Source organism: Bacteroides sp. AR20 (assembly GCF_964250605.1).
Lineage (GTDB): Bacteria > Bacteroidota > Bacteroidia > Bacteroidales > Bacteroidaceae > Bacteroides > Bacteroides uniformis.
The window spans coordinates 50,455-68,813 of record NZ_CAXUGK010000013.1; the positions used below are offsets into that span (position 1 = coordinate 50,455).

The 18,359-nt window shown below is 45.6% G+C and carries 12 protein-coding genes; 1 reads left to right on the forward strand and 11 read right to left on the reverse strand.

Going from position 1 to position 18,359, the window contains the following annotated elements; genetic code table 11:
- The 4 genes from ACESTD_RS08710 to ACESTD_RS08725 all read right to left on the reverse strand — a co-directional run bounded on the left by ACESTD_RS08710 (position 1) and on the right by ACESTD_RS08725 (position 4,834).
- Positions 1-1,452, reverse strand: a complete 1,452-nt coding sequence (locus tag ACESTD_RS08710) for a DUF6057 family protein (protein ID WP_118275030.1) — start codon at positions 1,450-1,452, stop codon at positions 1-3.
- Positions 1,424-2,038 carry a DUF4369 domain-containing protein gene (locus tag ACESTD_RS08715; RefSeq protein WP_117589154.1) on the reverse strand — a complete coding sequence of 205 codons (615 nt, stop codon included), beginning with the start codon at positions 2,036-2,038 and terminating at the stop codon, positions 1,424-1,426. Before ACESTD_RS08715 ends, ACESTD_RS08710 begins: the two co-directional genes overlap by 29 nt.
- Positions 2,039-2,117: 79 nt before the next feature.
- Positions 2,118-3,245 (reverse strand): Rid family hydrolase, encoded by a 1,128-nt coding sequence (locus ACESTD_RS08720; protein ID WP_098031865.1) that lies wholly within the window; start codon positions 3,243-3,245, stop codon positions 2,118-2,120.
- 260 nt (positions 3,246-3,505) lie between these two features.
- The gene (locus ACESTD_RS08725; protein ID WP_005825002.1) at positions 3,506-4,834 is read right to left on the reverse strand and encodes a VapE domain-containing protein; all 1,329 of its coding nucleotides are present in this window, start codon (positions 4,832-4,834) and stop codon (positions 3,506-3,508) included.
- Between the two features lie 359 nt (positions 4,835-5,193).
- Here ACESTD_RS08725 and ACESTD_RS08730 point away from each other — a divergent pair, with 359 nt between their 5' ends.
- A complete protein-coding gene (locus tag ACESTD_RS08730) occupies positions 5,194-5,835 on the forward strand; it encodes an HU family DNA-binding protein (protein ID WP_098031863.1) in 642 nt (213 codons plus the stop codon).
- Between the two features lie 321 nt (positions 5,836-6,156).
- Here ACESTD_RS08730 and ACESTD_RS08735 read toward each other — a convergent pair whose 3' ends face one another.
- The 7 genes from ACESTD_RS08735 to ACESTD_RS08765 form a co-directional block, all read right to left on the reverse strand.
- Positions 6,157-6,879, reverse strand: a complete 723-nt coding sequence (locus ACESTD_RS08735; RefSeq protein ID WP_005825006.1) for a hypothetical protein — start codon at positions 6,877-6,879, stop codon at positions 6,157-6,159.
- 70 nt (positions 6,880-6,949) lie between these two features.
- Positions 6,950-7,807, reverse strand: a complete 858-nt coding sequence (locus tag ACESTD_RS08740) for a hypothetical protein (protein ID WP_005834823.1) — start codon at positions 7,805-7,807, stop codon at positions 6,950-6,952.
- 26 nt (positions 7,808-7,833) lie between these two features.
- Positions 7,834-9,603 carry a RagB/SusD family nutrient uptake outer membrane protein gene (locus tag ACESTD_RS08745; protein WP_175332373.1) on the reverse strand — a complete coding sequence of 590 codons (1,770 nt, stop codon included), beginning with the start codon at positions 9,601-9,603 and terminating at the stop codon, positions 7,834-7,836.
- Positions 9,604-9,615: 12 nt separating this feature from the next.
- The gene (locus tag ACESTD_RS08750) at positions 9,616-12,864 is read right to left on the reverse strand and encodes a TonB-dependent receptor (protein ID WP_005825009.1); all 3,249 of its coding nucleotides are present in this window, start codon (positions 12,862-12,864) and stop codon (positions 9,616-9,618) included.
- A 405-nt stretch (positions 12,865-13,269) separates the two neighbouring features.
- Complete coding sequence (locus ACESTD_RS08755) at positions 13,270-14,967, reverse strand: glycosyl hydrolase (RefSeq protein ID WP_005825012.1); 1,698 nt, start codon at positions 14,965-14,967, stop codon at positions 13,270-13,272.
- Between the two features lie 67 nt (positions 14,968-15,034).
- Entirely contained in the window at positions 15,035-17,020 is a 1,986-nt protein-coding gene (locus tag ACESTD_RS08760) for a hypothetical protein (RefSeq protein WP_117713817.1), read from the reverse strand.
- A gap of 21 nt (positions 17,021-17,041) precedes the next feature.
- Positions 17,042-18,343, reverse strand: a complete 1,302-nt coding sequence (locus tag ACESTD_RS08765; protein ID WP_005834814.1) for a glycan-binding surface protein — start codon at positions 18,341-18,343, stop codon at positions 17,042-17,044.
- Positions 18,344-18,359 lie beyond the last annotated feature (16 nt).

Here is an 18,359-nt window from a genome sequence, read left to right on the forward strand (position 1 = left end):
TCACTTCCCCTTTTTCATCGTAGCATAGTGGAAATAAAACCAATATGTTTTTCCGTATTTGGCTTGCAAAGGGGCACCATTACCATCGTTTGCCTCGTACAGCCGGGTATATTCACTGAATTCATCCAATACTTGAGGCGGTATATTCCATTTTTCCACTTCATCCAACGAAGCCTTTTTCCCGGCAAGATAGATAAGTAAACCTTCGGCATACAATCTGGAAGGAAACTTCTTTGCAGCAAACTCCCGATAATCTCCGGCGAAAGCCCCAATATCCTTATTCAGCAAATCAAAGCAGAGAAGGTAATCGCATGCCAACGTATTATCAGGTTTGTTACGCAACAGATGACGAAGTGAAAGCGGAATGTCGGCAGAAGAGCGCAAAGTATCCGTTGCAGGCAACAACAACCGCTTCCGTTCCAGCCATTGGCAGACTTCGGCCGTCTGTTTTCCGGGAATACGCCGTTCTGCCCAATCACGGTAACACATTGTCTTTTGCAGGAGACGAAGATATTTCATAGCCGCCGCCTCATCACCGTTCACCAGGTTGATTTCCGCCAAACGCTTGACAGCTCTTGCTCCGGTATGATGCGGAGAAAAAATCATTCCCAGAATGGCAGCATGTTCAGCCATCGTCATATCTCCCAACGCAAACCAGACTTCATTGGCTGCATAAATAGTGAGGTAGGTAGAATGGGGAGCCACGGGCAGAAACAGCCCTTGCGAAGCCGGTTGATAACCATCCATCAGCCGGTCGGGAAGTCGGTCCTGCTGTGCATTCAGCAAATTATAATAATAGGCAGTGAACGGAGAGCGGTATTCACCCTCCGCCAACAGTTTCCGTACTTTTTCCGAACGGCCGAAATACATTTCCGAATCCAACGCCAAAAGATATTCTCGCCCTAAATCGGGCATATTGTACCATCGTGACGACCAATCGCCACAGCCAAACAGCCAATAGCCGGACAATACCGCCAATATGCTTACCGGTAAGCCCGACTTCCACGAACGTCGCATGCAGCTACGACACAACAACAAAACACCTCCGATACCGGTTAAAGCGATTGTGCCGGAAAGCGGATAACTCAATCCGCATTGCCTTCCTGCCTCCCAAGCCACCGCCAACACCGTAGGAACCCACGCCCAACGTCCCATGTACGGAACCAACAAACGAAACACCACCACTCCCCAAAGCAACAGCACGACAGCCATTATGGCCGGACCACCCCCTTCGTAATAAAAGAATTGAGTGAGGAAATCTCCTGACAGACGTGCCAGAGCCGCCGGATGCCGCAGATACCCGGCCAATGGTTCGGTGGCAAGCAAAAAGAGCTGTGTCTGCTCCCGATGGAACAGATGATAGGGCAATATCCGGAAGAAAAAAAGGAACAACGCCAAAGCGCCGATTCCTGCCGCTCCCCATTCAATGTATTTCCTTCTGCAAGCTTTCATCCAACAGTTTTTGTTGTTCTTCCGTCAAGGAGCCACGCACCATCTTCCGCATGAATGTTCCCAACGTATTGTTTCCCTGCTCTTTCAGGAAAAGAAAGTTCGTTTCCTGCTCCTGCATCCTCAGACTGTCACGTATCTGTGTCAGATGCAGTGAATCTTTTCCGGTGGCATTCCGTAGTCCCGTCCGGATGAAATGGTAAGCCTCTTGCATCTTTTCCCTCCCCTCTTTCCATTTCTGAAGGGCATCATTTTGTGGAGTGCCCGTTACCGAACCGACAGAGTCGGCCTTCACATGTATGGTTCCCGGCTCCGTCACCACCAGCAGTTCCTGGATGTAGATACGCAGCAGATGGCGCAGACGCAACACCCTCATCTCCTCCCCTTGTCCGGAAAAAGAAAAAGAGGCATTGGTTATCTTTACAGAATCCACCCGCCCCGGCGCATTCTCCATCGGCACGAGGTATATCCATTCCCCGTCGTATTTCACCGACGGCAACGTTCCTTCAATCACATAATTCTGTCCGGAATTTCCACAACTTGCCCAAAGAAGGCAACTGATACAGAAAAGCAAGATACGTGTTTTCATCCTTATACATTAGAATTTCAACAAAGGTAGGCGTTTACCAACTGTCAGCCTAATATTCAATTAACCAAAGATAATATTTTTAATCAGAGATTTTCTTCACCGCCATACACTCCATTTCCACCAGCCACCCCGGGCGACAGACGGGAGCCAGCGTAATCACTCTCGGCGTATCGGGAAAACGCTTGTCAAACATCTTTTTCACTACAGCATAATCCGCAATATCACGCAGATAGACAATGATATGCCCTACATCTCCAAAGCCGCAGTCAGCTTCCTTCAGCAGAGCCTCCACATTCTCCCACATCCGTTCTGTCTGATGGCGTACATCTCCGGCATACATCACTTCCCCACGGTTGTTGATACTCGCCGTACCGGAAATGAGTACTTGCCGACGGTCGTCGTAATCCACCGCCGTTCCCCGTTCGAAACTGACTCCATACTCATAAGTGGGGTTCAGGTGTGTGCGGGCATAGAGATATTTGATTTGTCCGGGCTTTAATCCCGCTACAGCAAAAGCGTCAAGCATCACCAATGCTTTCGGATCGGCATGACGCCCACCGATACCGGTACTGGCAATATAGTGCGTGTTCTCCGTCAGGTTCTGGGTGACGAACATCTCATTGCGTGCCTTGACTACACCGGCATAATTGCAATCCACATTCTGCACAAATATCCAGGTACGCAGGCAATTGTCGGCCAGAGTACACCCTTCCTCCATCAGTTGCATGGCATAGTCGTTGAGCAAAAGACGCATCTGGTATTCCGAATTGGCGGCACGATTGAAACTGCCTCCCATCCAGAGCTGGCGGTAAGCACCGTGTTTCACTTCATACAGTCCGTTCGGCAGCACTCGTGTCTGCACATCGGTCTGCAGATAGGCCCACAAAGCAATCTTGGTGCCATCCAGCGGAGGCTGTTCCACCACAGACAGCGCGCAATCGGAGCTTTCTGCCGTAGCGGCAAGCAACAGTTCCGCTTGGTTGGCGGCATCACTCAGGAAGTATCTTTTAAAAACCGCCACGGCTCCGGACAGTTCTTTTTTCAGTAAAGCGGCATACGCATCCAACACGACATTCATCTGTTCACGATAGGTCTGTTTCGGGTCAGTGGCATGTATCATCACATGGTATTCCGTCACTCCGCCGGTCACAACAAATGCAGCCACTTCCGCCCTGCCTGAAGGATAAGAGTATGATGTGTATTTCATATCATTAACAAGAGATTGTTTCAATCGCAAAGATAAGTTTTTTATCCGACAAGGAGTAGTGAAAATCGCAACTTTCGCTTGTTTTGTTCTTATAAAAAAGTTACTTTTATAGAAATCTATAAAATATACAGTTATTATGAGCGAAAATATTTATCCCATCGGCATCTACAACCTGAATTAATAGGAATCTATGTCAATCCGTAATGAGACTATAAACCGGCTTTCTCTTCCTTCACCCCTTCACCTTTCGCATTATTTCCCTATCGTTCAACCCTTTCCGGTGAAACTTCTTTCTTCCTTCTCACCACCTCATATACATTGCCGTACTTCGTATGCCGGCGTTTCAGTCCCACCCGCAGCAGCACCGAACCGAACTGCATGGGATTGCTGCCACGCATCAAGGCGGGATGCGTTTTTTGTAACTCATCAAAGATGTCGGCGGCAGTCAGGTCGAAGCTCTTCTCTGCCGGAAGCGGGGTACGAAACAAGCTGTGAACCGCCTCCTCCACAAGGCTGACACGATAGAAAGCCTCGTTATGCCATTGCAGTTCCTCCTCCTCCGGCTTGGTGAACCAGTTGCGCCGCCCGGCAATGAGTTCCGCTTTCAGTTGGGCAAAAATCTGGTCGTGCTCTATGCCTATGCAGTCAATATTGTGCTTCACCTCGATGCAGAGGAAGCGCCGGCTCCCGGTGGGGTCGGTCAGCAGGTCGAACCGGTTGCTGGTGCCGATGAACGAGGCGATACGGGGCAGTTGCCTGAAGTTCTGCTGATAGGCCTTGCGGATGTTGAGCACCGACATCTGCATCAGATTTTTCAGTAAGGGCATTTTGTTGTCGGCATACTTGTCGAACTCGTCCATATTGAGCAGCCCCATTTCCGCCAGCATTCTCTCAGCTTGTCCCTGCGAGGTCAGTTTCAGGTTGTCGGCGTAGTAACGCGTCAGCACGTCAGGCATCAAGGCGCGACAAAAGCTGGATTTCCGTCGTCCCTGCTCGCGGCTGACGAGAACGGGAGCCACGCTGTTGGCATGCAGTCCGGACACGCCCATCCATTGCGAGGCAAGTCCCAGCATCCAGGTATGGAATCCCCGCACCCAGTGAGGCCGAGAAGAGACGCGGCAGGCAAGCGCAGTCAGCCGGTCCTTGCCGTCCCAATCGGGCAGTTCGTCCATGTAGAGCAGGAAGGGATGGTAGGCAGGGATGTAAGTGGAATAGACGTATCGGTTCAAGTCCTTGTCCCAGCAAGGAATACCTTCGGCATGGGCTTCGATGCAGAAAGTGTTCAACTCGCGCTTGCCCACGGGGGTGAAGGCGGCAGAGCGTTGTCCGGCGGGGCGGAACTCGGTTTCATCCGTCAGCAGATTATAGCGAAAGTCGTAGCGCGAAGTGAGGAACTCCTCGATGTCGCCGCTCAGTGCAGTCACGGTGCTTGCGGCTTTCGCGCTCCGGCGGCGCTGCTCTTCCCGCTCCTTCCAGTTTCGGTCGGTCGTTTCTTTTTGTGCGTGTTTCAGCCTTTCGGAAAAGGCTATCAGTTGTCCCGCTTCCTTCAAGAGCCGGTGTTGCTGCAAAGTCATCAGTTTTTTCTTCATAAATATTTTTTATTAAAATGATTATTGGGAGGTTTCGAGGAAGGGAATCATCCTTTCTTTCCTCTCGCCTCTTCGCCAAAGTTACTGCCTGCCGAGGGCGTTTTGCAAACCATTCTCCGCTTATTCTTCAAAAATCATTCCTGCCGACAAACATACTTATTTATGCTTCGGAACCCTTTATTTTCAGTACCTTTGCACGGTTCTTTATAAGTGAACGCCCCGGGTCGTCCAATCGACTGACTTAGGTCGTTCAATCGAACGACCCGGGTTATTCGTTCGGCCGACCGGAGTCGTTCACTTACAGGAAGACACTTCCGAGGGAAGAAACAAGTATGTTGAACGCACTAAAACCTATTGATATGGCAATACTATATGACTGGTACGAGAATCCGGGCACTAATGAGGAAGCCCCTGAAGAGAGAGGCCTCCATCCCCGCCCGTTGCTCAACGGGAAAGTAACCATGCGGCAGCTCTACAACCGCGTGCATGCCCGCAGCTCGCTCACGGTGGGCGACGTGATGAACGCGATAGACTGCCTGGCGCAAATTTGCGGCGAAGAACTGCGCGACGGCCACGAGGTGCACATCGAAGGGCTGGGCTACTTCGCCCCCACCCTGGAAGCCACACAGAAAGTGACCCGCAGCACCCCGAACAAGCACCTGAAACTCCGGCTGAAAAGCATCAGCTTCCGTCCCGACGTCAGGCTGAAACAAGCGATGACGGGAGTCAGTGCCATCCGCAGTAAATACACCCGCCACTCCCTGAAGCTTTCGGAAGTGGAGATAGACATGAAGCTGAAAGAATACTTTGCCGACCACGACGTGCTGATTCGCAGTGACTTCCAAGCGCTCTGCGGCATGGCGCGCACCACCGCGAACGTCCACCTGAAACGGTTGCAGCAAGAGGGCAAGCTGAAGAATGTGGGGAAGCCCACGCAACCCATCTACCGGGCCATGCCGGGATACTACGGCGTGTCGCGCGATGCAAAGGCGGGGCGATGAGGGTGGAAAGCGGTTTCACCGGGAAAGCCAATGAACAGGAGGATGGGAGAAGGAGGTGAAGGAGATGCAGGGATAAAAAGAAACATTCTGCGCCCTGAAATCAGGGGTAATACAAAAAGGAATGTGAATTGCATCCGGAAAGGCAATAGAGAATGAATGCGAAAAGGCGAATCTCACGACTCGCCTTTTCCTGATTTAACCATTAAACAATTGTACTATTCGGTTAATGCATTTACAATTATCCGATGTTACGGGCGACTAATAAAGTCGGGGGGGTAACGACAACTGCTTTGAGTTGAATAATTCATTTATAGATTATTCTTAAAGTGCCTTTTTAGAAAACACAATGGAGAAGAATGACGCAGGAACTGTGAAAGTCCTACCAGCAGAAAGCGGTTGTCTAACATTTCCATACTCCAAATAAATATAATTTCCATTGGTAGCACTCAAAGATTTTATAGTGTATGTGCCTGGCTTAATGTAAAAGTAATGAGCACCGCCTATATGTCCGGTATAATTAAAGATACCATATTCTTTTTTGTCAGAATCAACCAACACCCCACCGCCGTTTGTCTCTATTCCATACACTTTCATTATATTGTAACCTACTTTGGAAGGAGGAACATTATCATCAGTACCCGATGCTTGAACAATACTTGGAGTAGAGATTGTTCCTATATAATTTAAAGAAATATAGCCACCTCCTGTCACTTCGAAAATTGTACCAACCGTAAGTGCGCCCCAATTAGATTGTGCTGTACAATCCTCTAAAGCGACCACGCGGTAAACGCCATAAGCCAAGAAATAACAATATGGAGCAGCATTTGGGGTAGTAGTTCTCAAAACATACTGTTGACCACTTTCGTCACAAACAGTTATGCTTACGGCTACCGAAGCGTCAGCACCTCCTATCGGAAGTACAACCCGAGCATATCCGGTTGGTGTGGGAGGTACATTACTATCCATTGTATACGGTCCCAAAACATCCGCTTTAACAAAAAGAGCACAGAAGAACAGTAATATCAAAAAGAAAGTTCGTTTCATTGTTGCATTTTTTTAATTAGTAATAAAAGTATACGAGTGGTCGTTACCCACCCGTACCTTTCAATATTAACTATTTTTTCTTGAAGTTCCAGAACCATGCCGTACCCCAAGCGCCAGCACCGGGTTCAGGAGCACAAAGACGAAGTTCATCTTCTGTAATCTTCAAAATATGATACTCATACTGACGTGCATTTCCTTGATTCGGCTGTATACCTAACAATGGAATAGTACCAGAGAACTCCATAGTACCTACATCCCAACCGGATTGCACCACATCTTCTGACACCTTGACAGAACCACTTTCACCACGACTTGTCTGAACACCAGTCAAACTAAGTGAGAACCAACCATTTAATCCATCATCAGGCAATCCTTTTCCTACAGCTTGTTCATCAATTTGCCCTCTACCGTTTCCGACATCTCCCACAGCATCACAAATCCACCAACCGGGGCCGGTATTGCCGAGATAACCTCCATTACCCCAACAACCGTCTGCAGCTTCTGTATTCCAGACCCAAGTGGTTGTTCCATAACCACCGTCCGGAGTTGTGCCGAATACATCAGCATAAATAGCGGGAAGATCTGTATACTCCGTTACTGCTATTGATTTGGAAGCCGATTTTGTTATGGAGCCGTCCGAATTAATGGTTGTTACATATACTTGCAATTCTTTATTAGGAGGAGCTACTTGAACCGACGGAGCCGTACCTTCTGCCAACTTGATATCAGACGTAGCATCATAAACCTTCACATAACGTGACGGAGTAGGAACAATCTGAATGTTGTTGTTTCCCTGGTTCTTGGCCACAAGTTCAAAAGTAAGATTTTCCGGTGTGACATTGGGATCCGGACTGATTTCATCCACTATCGGATCGCAAGCCACCAGCAGCATTGCAAACAAAGGTATTGCGAATAATATCTTTTTCATATCTTTTTTCATTTTAAATTCATATTCTATTCTTGCCAACCATTATACTCAGCACTTGCATCCGTATAACCCTCATTTTGTTCTACCTTTCCTTCATTCAGGAGGACTTGGTTTTCGGGAATCTTCTGGAAACCTGCCGTAGCCTTATAACGTGCGGCATAACCACCGTTCTGCGCCACATTACGGCTTTCAGCCCCATTTGTATAAACCTTTGCTCCCGTCTGTCTTTCAAGGGCATCGGCAGCAATATGCCAACGGCGAATATCGTTCCAGCGAGTACCTTCAAAACATAATTCCCAACGGCGTTCATTCTGCAATGCAGCCAACGAATATGTACCAATAGGTTCAAGTCCGGCACGACTACGCACTATGTTTATACCGGAAACATCTTCCTTCAATTCAGACTGCATCAACAATACATCCGCAAAACGAATCAAAACCAAATCATGAATAGAACCGGTTTGCATCAGATTATCATTAATCCAGCCGTCGGCACCATACATTATCTTCTCAAATACCGGCTCAATCGTTTTATTTCCAGCCGCATCCGTACTATAAGCCATGATAGAACCTATTTTCATCTGATAATAATCCGTTTCTTGGATAAAGCCGTCACCACCACCTTTATTATAACTCGGCATATCCTCCGTCTTGAATACGGAGGCCGGACGACGGGCATCATCTTGTTCTGCCACACTCCAATCATTATAAAAATTGGGAGCTACAGGACCGGCACCCCATCCTTGTCCGAAGGGGAAAGAATTGGCCTGATCATTGCCACGTACACCAAAATGCAGAGCATAACCGTTACCATAACCGATAGTAGTGCTCCAAGATGCAAGTTTATTATATTTAATGGCAAACATGGATTCGGGATTTACCGCTGCATCATCTTCTACCCACTTCAATCCCTGACCGGCAGTAAACGGAAAATCTTCTACCGTACATTTATTGGTATATGCCCACAAATTACGAAACTCAGGAACAAGACTATAACCAGAATTATTCACACAATCATCAATATACCCAACCACATCCTGCTTGGTCAAAGTTGTCCCATCAGGCAAATCAACTGAAGTCAACGGACTATAGTTCGTACTAACCAAATCGTTCAGAGTTTCACCATTGCCATACATACCAGTATAATACAACCAAGCACGTCCTAACATAGCTTCAGCCGTATATTTATCAACATGCCCATCCGACTTGCGAACAGCCGGCATATTTGCAGCCGCATCGCGAAGATCCTGCAGAATCTGCCCCCAGATAACAGCGGCAGTCGGAGGAGTAGTATCTTCGGGCAACAAAGCAGTAATCACCAAAGGTACGCGCCCATACATGGAAGCCAACTCGTAGTAATAAAAAGCACGAAGGAACTTGGCTTCGCCCTCAGCCTGCGCTCTTACTTCCGGATCCATTTCAATACCAGCAAGAGCCTCCAACAACGTATTGGCACGGTTGATTCCTTGATAGCGAGCCACCCAGTAGTCCTGCGTAGCATTTGTACCCGTATTACAAATAAGGTCCAAAGATTGCATCAACTTATCATTGGGACCACCACCACCCAACATATCATCGCAAGCCAGCAGAGAATTATACAAGAAAGACTGCTGTGGAAAAGCATTGACATTATTCAGGTTCTGATATATGGCAGCTAAAGCCTGATTGGCATCTTCAGCCGTTTTAGGAAAATTGGTCGTATCTTTTTCCGTCAGACTCATCGAGTCCAAGCTACAAGAAGCAAACATTCCTGCTATCATCAAAGCTGCACCTATTAAATATGCTATTTTTTTCATCGTGTATCAATTTTAGAATTTAACATTAACACCTACCATATAAGTACGAGGTTGAGGATAGTTACCTACATCAACACCGGTTACCCACGGTTCTTTGTCATTGAGGGCTCTACCATTCTCCGGATCCATCCCTTTATAACCGGTAAAAGTAAATAGATTCTGTGCAGCAGCATACACACGAAGTTGCTGGAACGGACAGTTCTTCCAAATTCTCTTGAAATCGTATCCTATAGTCAGATTTTGAATGCGAACATAGTCGGCATCATCAATATAAATATCTGAAATGGCCTGGAAATTCTGTCCACTATTTCCCGGCGCAAGCAGCGGATATCTGTTTGAGGTTCCTTCGCCATGCCAGTAATCGTAAACTTCTGTCGTATAGTTTTCATACTGTCCATCTGAGAACTTTCGCCAAGAGCGAGCTACCTGTGCACCAAAAGCGCCATAGGTTGTTACAGAGAAATCAAATCCTTTATATTCCGCACTTAACGTAAGACCCATTGTCACGTCAGGATGAGGATTACCCAAATCAGTCTTATCGTCATCATTAATCACCCCATTTCCATCAACATCCACAAACTTCAAATCACCCGGTTTAATACTTGCACCTTGCTTAGAGTTTGCCGCATTTCCTTTACAATTCTGGTCAAGATATGCCTGCAAGTCATTCTGGTTCTGAATGACACCATCCGTCTTATAACCATAAAAATAGCCAATAGGATGTCCTTCTTCCATACGGACAAACCGACCCGTACTTTGAGCCAACAAATCATTACCGCCTTCAATAAAATGATTGGCGTTATTAACCTCCGTTACTTCATTCTTATTATAGGCCATATTGACATTCACCCCATACTTGAACTCCTTACCAATCTGATCTCTCCAGCCCATTGAAAGTTCAAGGCCAGTATTCTTTACCGTACCAGCATTTTGATATTGAGTAGCGAAACCGGAAGCCGCATTGGTACCCACTTCCACTAACAAGTCTTTCGTCTGCTTGCTATACCAGTCCATGGTAAAACTCAGACGGTTATCCAAGAAACGGGCATCAATACCGATATTGGTCTGTTCTGAAGTTTCCCATGTCAAATCGGGGTTAGCCAAACGATTCGGGTAAGCTCCGGTTGTACCTCCATTCTTATCCGAGCCAAATGTATAAAGACCATAATCGCCAAACTCGTAACCGGCACGCCAATTTGAGTTAGGGATATTGTCATTACCATTCTGTCCCCAACCAGCACGGACTTTCAAGAAACCAAGCCAAGAAGCAGTATTCTTCATAAAAGCCTCGTTTGAAATAACCCAACCAGCAGAGAATGATGGGAAATATCCCCATTGATTGCCTTTCGCAAACTTAGACGAGCCATCGGCACGAATGATAGCAGAAAACATATAAGTTTCCTTAAAGTCATAATTCAAACGTCCAAAATAAGACATCTTAGAACCATAATCCGAGGGATAACCATTTACTGTAGCAGTAGCTTTACGTTCTGTATTATGCAAATAAGCATGTGTAAAGTCACCAAAAGCACTATTATAACCGGTTGCCTCTACTGATTCGCCATAAGTTGGTCTTGATTTAGAATACTCTGTACCAGCCAAAACATCAAAATGATGTAAGTCTGTAATATCAAACCGATAACTCAACGTATTAGTCAAACTCCAGTTCCAACCCAAAGACACGTTATTTATCGTTTGGTCTTTATCACGGCTATCTCCCTGATTATTAATTTGGTAAACGGGAAGATATGAACGCCATGAACTTGACCATTGTTTGTAACTAACCTGACCTTTATAAATAAGATTCTTAAGTGGTTGTACTTCCAGATATGCCGCTGTGTTCAGATTAAAATTCTTATTCTTATTATTCCCAGCCTGATTATATACCATGTGAGCCATCGGATTAGAAGCATATGCAGTATAATCAAGTATACCATTAGCACTCGTTCCAAAATTCTTCAAATCATCATACATGAAGAAATCACCATTTTCATTATATACAGGAATCAGAGGAATAGCACGCAAAGCATTAGAAAGGTCATTCGAATATTGATTACCTAACTGCACACCTTGATTCTGTTTGTGCTGATAATATATATTCTCACCAAACTTTATCACATCCACATCTCCCTTACGATATATCACATGCTCAGAATTAATGCGGAAAGTAAAACGACGATAGTCAGTCTTCACCGGACCACCGAATGCACCATCCTGATACTGATAGCCTATACCTGTCGAAAATTTGGAGAATTCAGAACCACCTGTTACATTCAACGCATGATTAGTAACCACAGCATTTTTATTCCGGAATTCTTTTACCCAATCTGTACCAGGATTGGTACCATTCTGATAAGCAGTCAGCAAATCAGCATCTACGAATTTTGACCAATCATACGGTTGGCCTCCATTATTATAGGCCACTTGATCCATTACCGCCATATATTCTTTGGCATTCAACATATCAGGCATCTTATATATATTTGCCCAACCTATGTTTCCATCATAAGATACAGAAACCTTTCCTACCTTACCCTGCTTCGTAGTAATAAGGATAACACCGTTGGCACCGCTCGAACCGTAAATTGCACAAGATGCAGCATCTTTCAACACGTCAATACGTTCAATATCGGCAGGATTCAAGGCGTTAATATCGCCACCGGCTACACCATCAATAACGTAAACTGGAGCTGTATTTCCGTTAGTACCAGCACCACGAATATTAATTTTAAACCCATCACCCGGCTGACCGGAAACGGCCTGAATATTTACACCCGGAGACTGGCTTTGTAAAGCGCCCAATGCCTGCGTAGTATTTAATTTTGCGATGTCTTCGCCTTTTACCTCAACCGTAGCACCTGTCACCAGTTTCTTCTTCTGTACACCGTAACCCACTACGACTACTTCATCCAACAATTCCGTATCTTCCTTTAGCTGAATCTTGAAACTAGTCTGGTTACCTACCACTATTTCTTGCGGCTGATAACCGATAAAAGACACAACAATCGTTGCTCCCGGCTGAACATTCAATGTGAAATTACCGTCAATGTCGGTAATGACACCATTTGTGGTTCCTTTCTCCAATACATTGGCACCGATGACCGGTCCCATTGCATCTGTTACAGTACCTGTGATTTTTTTTGCTTGCTGCACAGCATCTATTGCATCGACCGATGCGGCGAAAAGTTGCGGAGTATAAGTCAGGCTGACAGCCGAACAGATACCCACGAGCAGCGCGGTTCTTCTGAAATTTAAATTCATACTTGTATTTTTCTTAGATTAATGAATTGGTATTGCCTGGCGGCATCTACCGTTTAATATAAGGTTAAACTTCTCTTTTTGAGGAAAAATTAAATATACCTTATTCTATAAAGTGGTTGGTATACATATCACTCCTTTCTCATAGGCATTTTTCATTTCATTAGCGGTTAAACATTATATGATTATTATCAAATTTTAATTAGGCTTGACAAAAGTAGACTTTTAGCAGCAAACCTTATAATACTATTTTATCAAATAACGACACTCATTTAACATCCATTACTATTTTTCCTAAAAAGTATAAAGCATGAATTCTATAACCAACAACTAAAAGCTATAAAAGACAGAAAGGGTTGCCCCGATACTAACCAGAGACAACCCTTTCTATTTTATTATTAAAAATTGCTATTCCATAGAAGGAAGCTCTTCACGGGAAACAACAAATTCCTGGCTCATAGCATCCTTCCACCATGCTTCATCAGCATGGACTACCGGGCTACCATCCTCATTTGTCCCGTCATACCACGGCATGAACCAACTCCAACGTGCACCAGATGCCCATTGTTCGGAAATAAGTCCGACCGTACCACATTCACTCAGCGAAACAATCTTGTTTCCATAATTTTCGGCAATGGAAGTATATTCTGAAACACAATCTGCAGTTTCCTTATTATAAACATCACGTCCCACGATGTCTACATATTGATCTCCCGGATACCAATCGGCATCATTGCCCTCGGTAGTCCAAACCCAGATAAGATTATCCAATCCTTCAGTCTTGAAGTAATTGAACATAGCAATCCACAGAGATTTAAAGCTGGCAGCATCCTTACCCCACCAGAACCAGCCACCGGCTGCCTCGTGGAATGGACGCCACAATACCGGAATATCCGCATCTCTCAATAGCTTCAAGTAAGCGGCAGCATTTTTCAAATCTTCGGTAAACACCTTGTTTTCCCAAGTGCCTTCCACTGTGGCATTGGTAGCATCAAACTCCGTATCTGCCTTATAAAAGGCATAATCCTTATTCGGGTCGAGAGCTGTACCGTTATTTTCAAGATAAACAGCAACTGCTGTATAATCATGTCCACCAATGATGAGACCACCTTCTTGCAGGGATTTCAAAACATCTTCGGTAATCACCAATGTATAGTCCCCGGATATGTCAAAATAATCAGTTCCTGAAGCAATCTCGCTCCAACCACTGTTTTTGAACGAACCTTGTGCACCCGCTGCCACATCCTTCACAGCCACGCGTATCACCTGACCCACTTGTGCATCAGCAAAGACAGCTTTTGCAGCATCATCCGTCATCTGTACATTTCCACTCCAATCACCCGGCATTACTGTCTCTCCTTCCCATATTTGGGTAGAAGAAGCTTCGCCTACAGCTTTCTTGGGTACATTCCAATGCCACATGGCAGCTACGATGCCACCTTTGTCAGACCAATCCTTAACAGGAGTAATGTCACCGTAATTAATCCAGTCTGCTCCAGCTACAGATGCCGGCAGATGAACATAGTCGAAACAGTTGATAGCCGGATATTTTCCAGTCCATCCATACACCTTTTCGGACATTTCCGTATTCCAGGCAACATTGGCCATCATAGCTGAAAGTGTCTTCGTCTCGAAGTTATCCAATAGATAATTGTACAGTTTCACAGCTTTGGCCGAACTAGCGGCAACCAGTGCCTTGTCCAAAGCGACAGTAGAGAACTGAACCGATACAGCCGGAGCAGGCATCTGGTTCGGTCCGGTTACTATTCCCTCGGGGATAGAGAGAGAACAAGCCGTCTCTCTCCCGGGAACATTCACTTTTACAGTCAGTATATTGCTTGCGCCAAGTACATCGGCACTTATCAGTTCACCACCGGTAAACTTGATTTCGCTCAGATTGTCTGTTGCAAAGAATATATTCTTGTCATATTTCACCTCAATAGTGATTTCTCCCGTTTTCACTTTGGCTGCTCCACTTTCAGGAGTAGTAGACACCAATACCGGTGTATCCACTGCTGGGATATCATGATCGACATCAGTATCGCAGGAGGCAAAAGTAAAAGCTGCTATCAACGAAAGCATCCATTTTATATTCAGTTTCTTCATCTTAATTATGATTTTATTTCATTCTTAATCAGGGCATCCATAGTCACATTCTTCAAGCCACAATTCATCAATTTACAATCGTTATTTTTGTAAACGTCAAATCACTGCCCTGAATAATGATACCTACATTTGTCTGGTCTTCACAATCTCCTTGTTTAGCTTGAATATTATCAAGTATCTCCTGAGTCAACGTCAACTCCATCACACGGCTCTCGAAACTCCAGCCGTAAATGTCGGTCGGTACCATAGTCTGATTAAACAAAGAGAACGTAATACCGCTCCAATCACCATAATTAAACTGAGCCTGTGCCCAAGTCTGGTCTTTCTGATCGAAATAGACTTTCATGACAGTACCTGCCGTTACCTTGGCAAAAGATGCAGCCGGTACCAATACACGTCCTCCATCACCCCAACTAATATCGAGCGGACCAGCCCAAACTGTTTCTTCATTGGCAACTACAAGAACATCATAAGCAATTTCACCATTTGAAGAAATCAGTTTCAGGCTATAAGTTCCATCCAGTTCAGCCGGTACATTCAACATCAATACCCCTTTAGCCGCATCATTGATATACTGGACTGAAGCCTCATTCAGCAATACATTTGTCAGTTTATCAGCATTAACAATCTCAAGTTCCACAATTCGTCCCCGAACCAATTTGTCAGGCAATGCCGGCAAATAGGCGCATACCGGTTTCTCTATTGTCAGAGACGGTGCTTCCACAGATTCACCATTGGCCATTTTCAAAAGTAAGGCCCCAGTTTCGGCAGTTGTAGGTACAGTCAAAGAAATGGCAGTAGCAGTGGCATCGGATACGGTAACTTCCACATTACCACTGAATACAACAGCCGAAACTACATCCATATTTATTCCTTTGACAGTCAAAGCCTCTCCTGCCGGGACCGTCGCCGCACTATAAGAAATGTTTTCCGGCTTTGCCGTTGCAATAGATACGGCAGTTGCTTTTCCACTATTTGTATTCAATTGCAAATCACCACTAATAGCCGCAGCCGGCATCAAGACCTTTATTTCAGTCGAGTTTTGTGATTCCAATCCTACTGCTTCTTCTACACCAGGGAACGTTACATCAGTCACCAAATCCATATTGGTACCTTTCAAGGTAATCATATCTCCACCACGCAAGTTCACAGCAGGAACAGCCACTACGTTCGAAGGCGTAGCTACTACAACAGTAGCAACCACAACTTTTACATCCGAAGCAGGAAGTACCGTAACTTCTCCGTCCGAGACATTATCCGGCAATGTAAAAGTAAGTTCATCTCCTTCGGAAGAGGCAGTCATCGTAAATTCAACTTCATCCCCATTCGGCATCTGCACTTTCTTCACCAAATCAAAGTTTTCACCAGAAACTCGAATGACATCCCCCGGCTTCTTATCTACCAGGTCGAGTGGAGCCTCTACCGATGGCAAAGTAACCTCCAGTTCCCCTTCAGAATAAATCCAATTGGGGATTTCAGCTCCATCAGACAAGATGAACTTACCGGTCTGAGCAGAATCAGGAACAATAACTTTAATCTCCTGACGGCTTTGACTGACAAACTCATCAGCAGGCACTGTTACCTCGTCAGCAAATATCACTTCTTTAATCAAATTCAAATATTCACCAGTAATGGTCAATTCACTACCAGGCTTTACTTCTGCCGGTGCAAAAGCCTCCAAAGCAATCGGCTCCGTAAATGTCAACTCGGTTTTTGTTGTAATATCCCCTTTCGGAGTCTTCAAGACAACCAACCCCGGCTGGGCTGTCTGAGGTACAGTGACACGGATTTCCGTATCACTGACTACTTCGATGTCTGTTATATCGTCGCAACCGGAAATAGCGACCGCAGTCACTTTATCCATGCCACTGCCTAGGAAACGGAGTACACCGCCGCGGGATACGGGACTCGGTCCGAATACATTCAGACTGATTCCCCCTTTATATTGGTTGGTATCTTCATCATCCCCATTGTCGCAGGCCGTAAACGTCAAGCAACTGAAGAGCATCAGGCACATCATCCACAGTGCCGGAAATTTATATGTTTTATTCATATCAGTATTCTATTTAAAAGGTTATTCAATAGGTACCACACGGATGTTGTCAATCATAATCACCGGATTGCAATCCTTACCTTCCACACCACCTGCCCAGACAAAGAATGTCAATCCGGTCAGCATAGTCTTGTCAAAAGTTCTATCACACTTATTACCTTCATGCGTCTTGTTGAACTCGGACAGATTCATGGAAACGGTTGTCCATTTACCACCCGTATCATACGAACCCGTATTCTTCCAAGGCAACCACAAACCGCGCGGCACATTCGTATCACTAAAATAAGCATTAGTTCCCGTCGCATAAGTCACCACATCATTACCCGTAAACATCACTTGTAGAGCGCAAGACTGCCACGGATTGGAAGAAGGAATATTCACCTCGAATTTCAGTTGCAAGCCATTGACGCCATACTCCTCGAGCAGTTCTGCAAACTCAGGACGTGCAGAAAGTTCGGGATAACCGGCAGACGGTTCCGGCCAATAGTTGAACGAGAACTCATCTTCTGCCCAAGTAGCTCCGATAGCACCGTCAAGTGCTCCGGTGAGACAGATATAAGCACCGTCAATACTGTTTTCATCGGCTTCTCTCAACACCTTGCTACCATCGCGCCAACCGTGGGCAATAGCCATACCGCCATGAGAACCGTCCCAGTCAAAGAGAATGTTACGTGTATCATAATAGCGGAACTTGGAACGTCCGGTACCATAAATGGACTTCACGTTGATATAGCCTGCAGGAGCATTGTCCGGAAGAATAAAGCTGACCGCAGTCTTGGTTATGTTCGTAATATTAGTCACTTCCACATTACCGGCCATCGTAATGGTCAGCGGCACATTCGGGTCATCAATGAAATAGTCACCAATCAGTGTCACCTCACTACCCGGCTTTGCAAACTCACAAGAAATGGAGTTCACGGTAGGAGCCGGAACCAACACCTTGAAATCATAATCTATGGTATCCTTTGCTTTGGTCACCATATAAATCTTATCAGTCACTACCGAAGGAATCTCTTTCGGAACATCTACCATAAGTGTATGGTCAGTGATGTAACTGGTATTAAGTATCGCCTTCTGGTCATTGAAATAGAGCTCGTAAACACTCCGCAGATTTTCACCGACCAGACAAATCGTATTCGCCATATAAGCCCCCGTCAGCAAAGAGTCTGCCGCTGCCGGATCAGGGACACGAACATATTTCAAGGTAGGCTTTCCCCCTGCCACTTCATATTTATCCGGTTCATCCTCACAAGCCGCCATGGAAAAGCCTGCTACAACAACAGCTGCCGCGAAGAACCAATTCGTATATCTATTATTTTTCATCTTTTCAAGCATTAAA

What these genes read in the sequence shown, in the direction of transcription:
- ACESTD_RS08710 (WP_118275030.1), bottom strand. Translation starts at nt 1,452, where the DNA reads ATGAAAGCTTGCAGAAGGAAATACATTGAATGGGGAGCGGCAGGAATC.
- ACESTD_RS08715 (WP_117589154.1), bottom strand. Translation starts at nt 2,038, where the DNA reads ATGAAAACACGTATCTTGCTTTTCTGTATCAGTTGCCTTCTTTGGGCA.
- ACESTD_RS08720 (WP_098031865.1), bottom strand. Translation starts at nt 3,245, where the DNA reads ATGAAATACACATCATACTCTTATCCTTCAGGCAGGGCGGAAGTGGCT.
- ACESTD_RS08725 (WP_005825002.1), bottom strand. Translation starts at nt 4,834, where the DNA reads ATGAAGAAAAAACTGATGACTTTGCAGCAACACCGGCTCTTGAAGGAA.
- ACESTD_RS08730 (WP_098031863.1), top strand. Translation starts at nt 5,194, where the DNA reads ATGGCAATACTATATGACTGGTACGAGAATCCGGGCACTAATGAGGAA.
- ACESTD_RS08735 (WP_005825006.1), bottom strand. Translation starts at nt 6,879, where the DNA reads ATGAAACGAACTTTCTTTTTGATATTACTGTTCTTCTGTGCTCTTTTT.
- ACESTD_RS08740 (WP_005834823.1), bottom strand. Translation starts at nt 7,807, where the DNA reads ATGAAAAAGATATTATTCGCAATACCTTTGTTTGCAATGCTGCTGGTG.
- ACESTD_RS08745 (WP_175332373.1), bottom strand. Translation starts at nt 9,603, where the DNA reads ATGAAAAAAATAGCATATTTAATAGGTGCAGCTTTGATGATAGCAGGA.
- ACESTD_RS08750 (WP_005825009.1), bottom strand. Translation starts at nt 12,864, where the DNA reads ATGAATTTAAATTTCAGAAGAACCGCGCTGCTCGTGGGTATCTGTTCG.
- ACESTD_RS08755 (WP_005825012.1), bottom strand. Translation starts at nt 14,967, where the DNA reads ATGAAGAAACTGAATATAAAATGGATGCTTTCGTTGATAGCAGCTTTT.
- ACESTD_RS08760 (WP_117713817.1), bottom strand. Translation starts at nt 17,020, where the DNA reads ATGAATAAAACATATAAATTTCCGGCACTGTGGATGATGTGCCTGATG.
- ACESTD_RS08765 (WP_005834814.1), bottom strand. Translation starts at nt 18,343, where the DNA reads ATGAAAAATAATAGATATACGAATTGGTTCTTCGCGGCAGCTGTTGTT.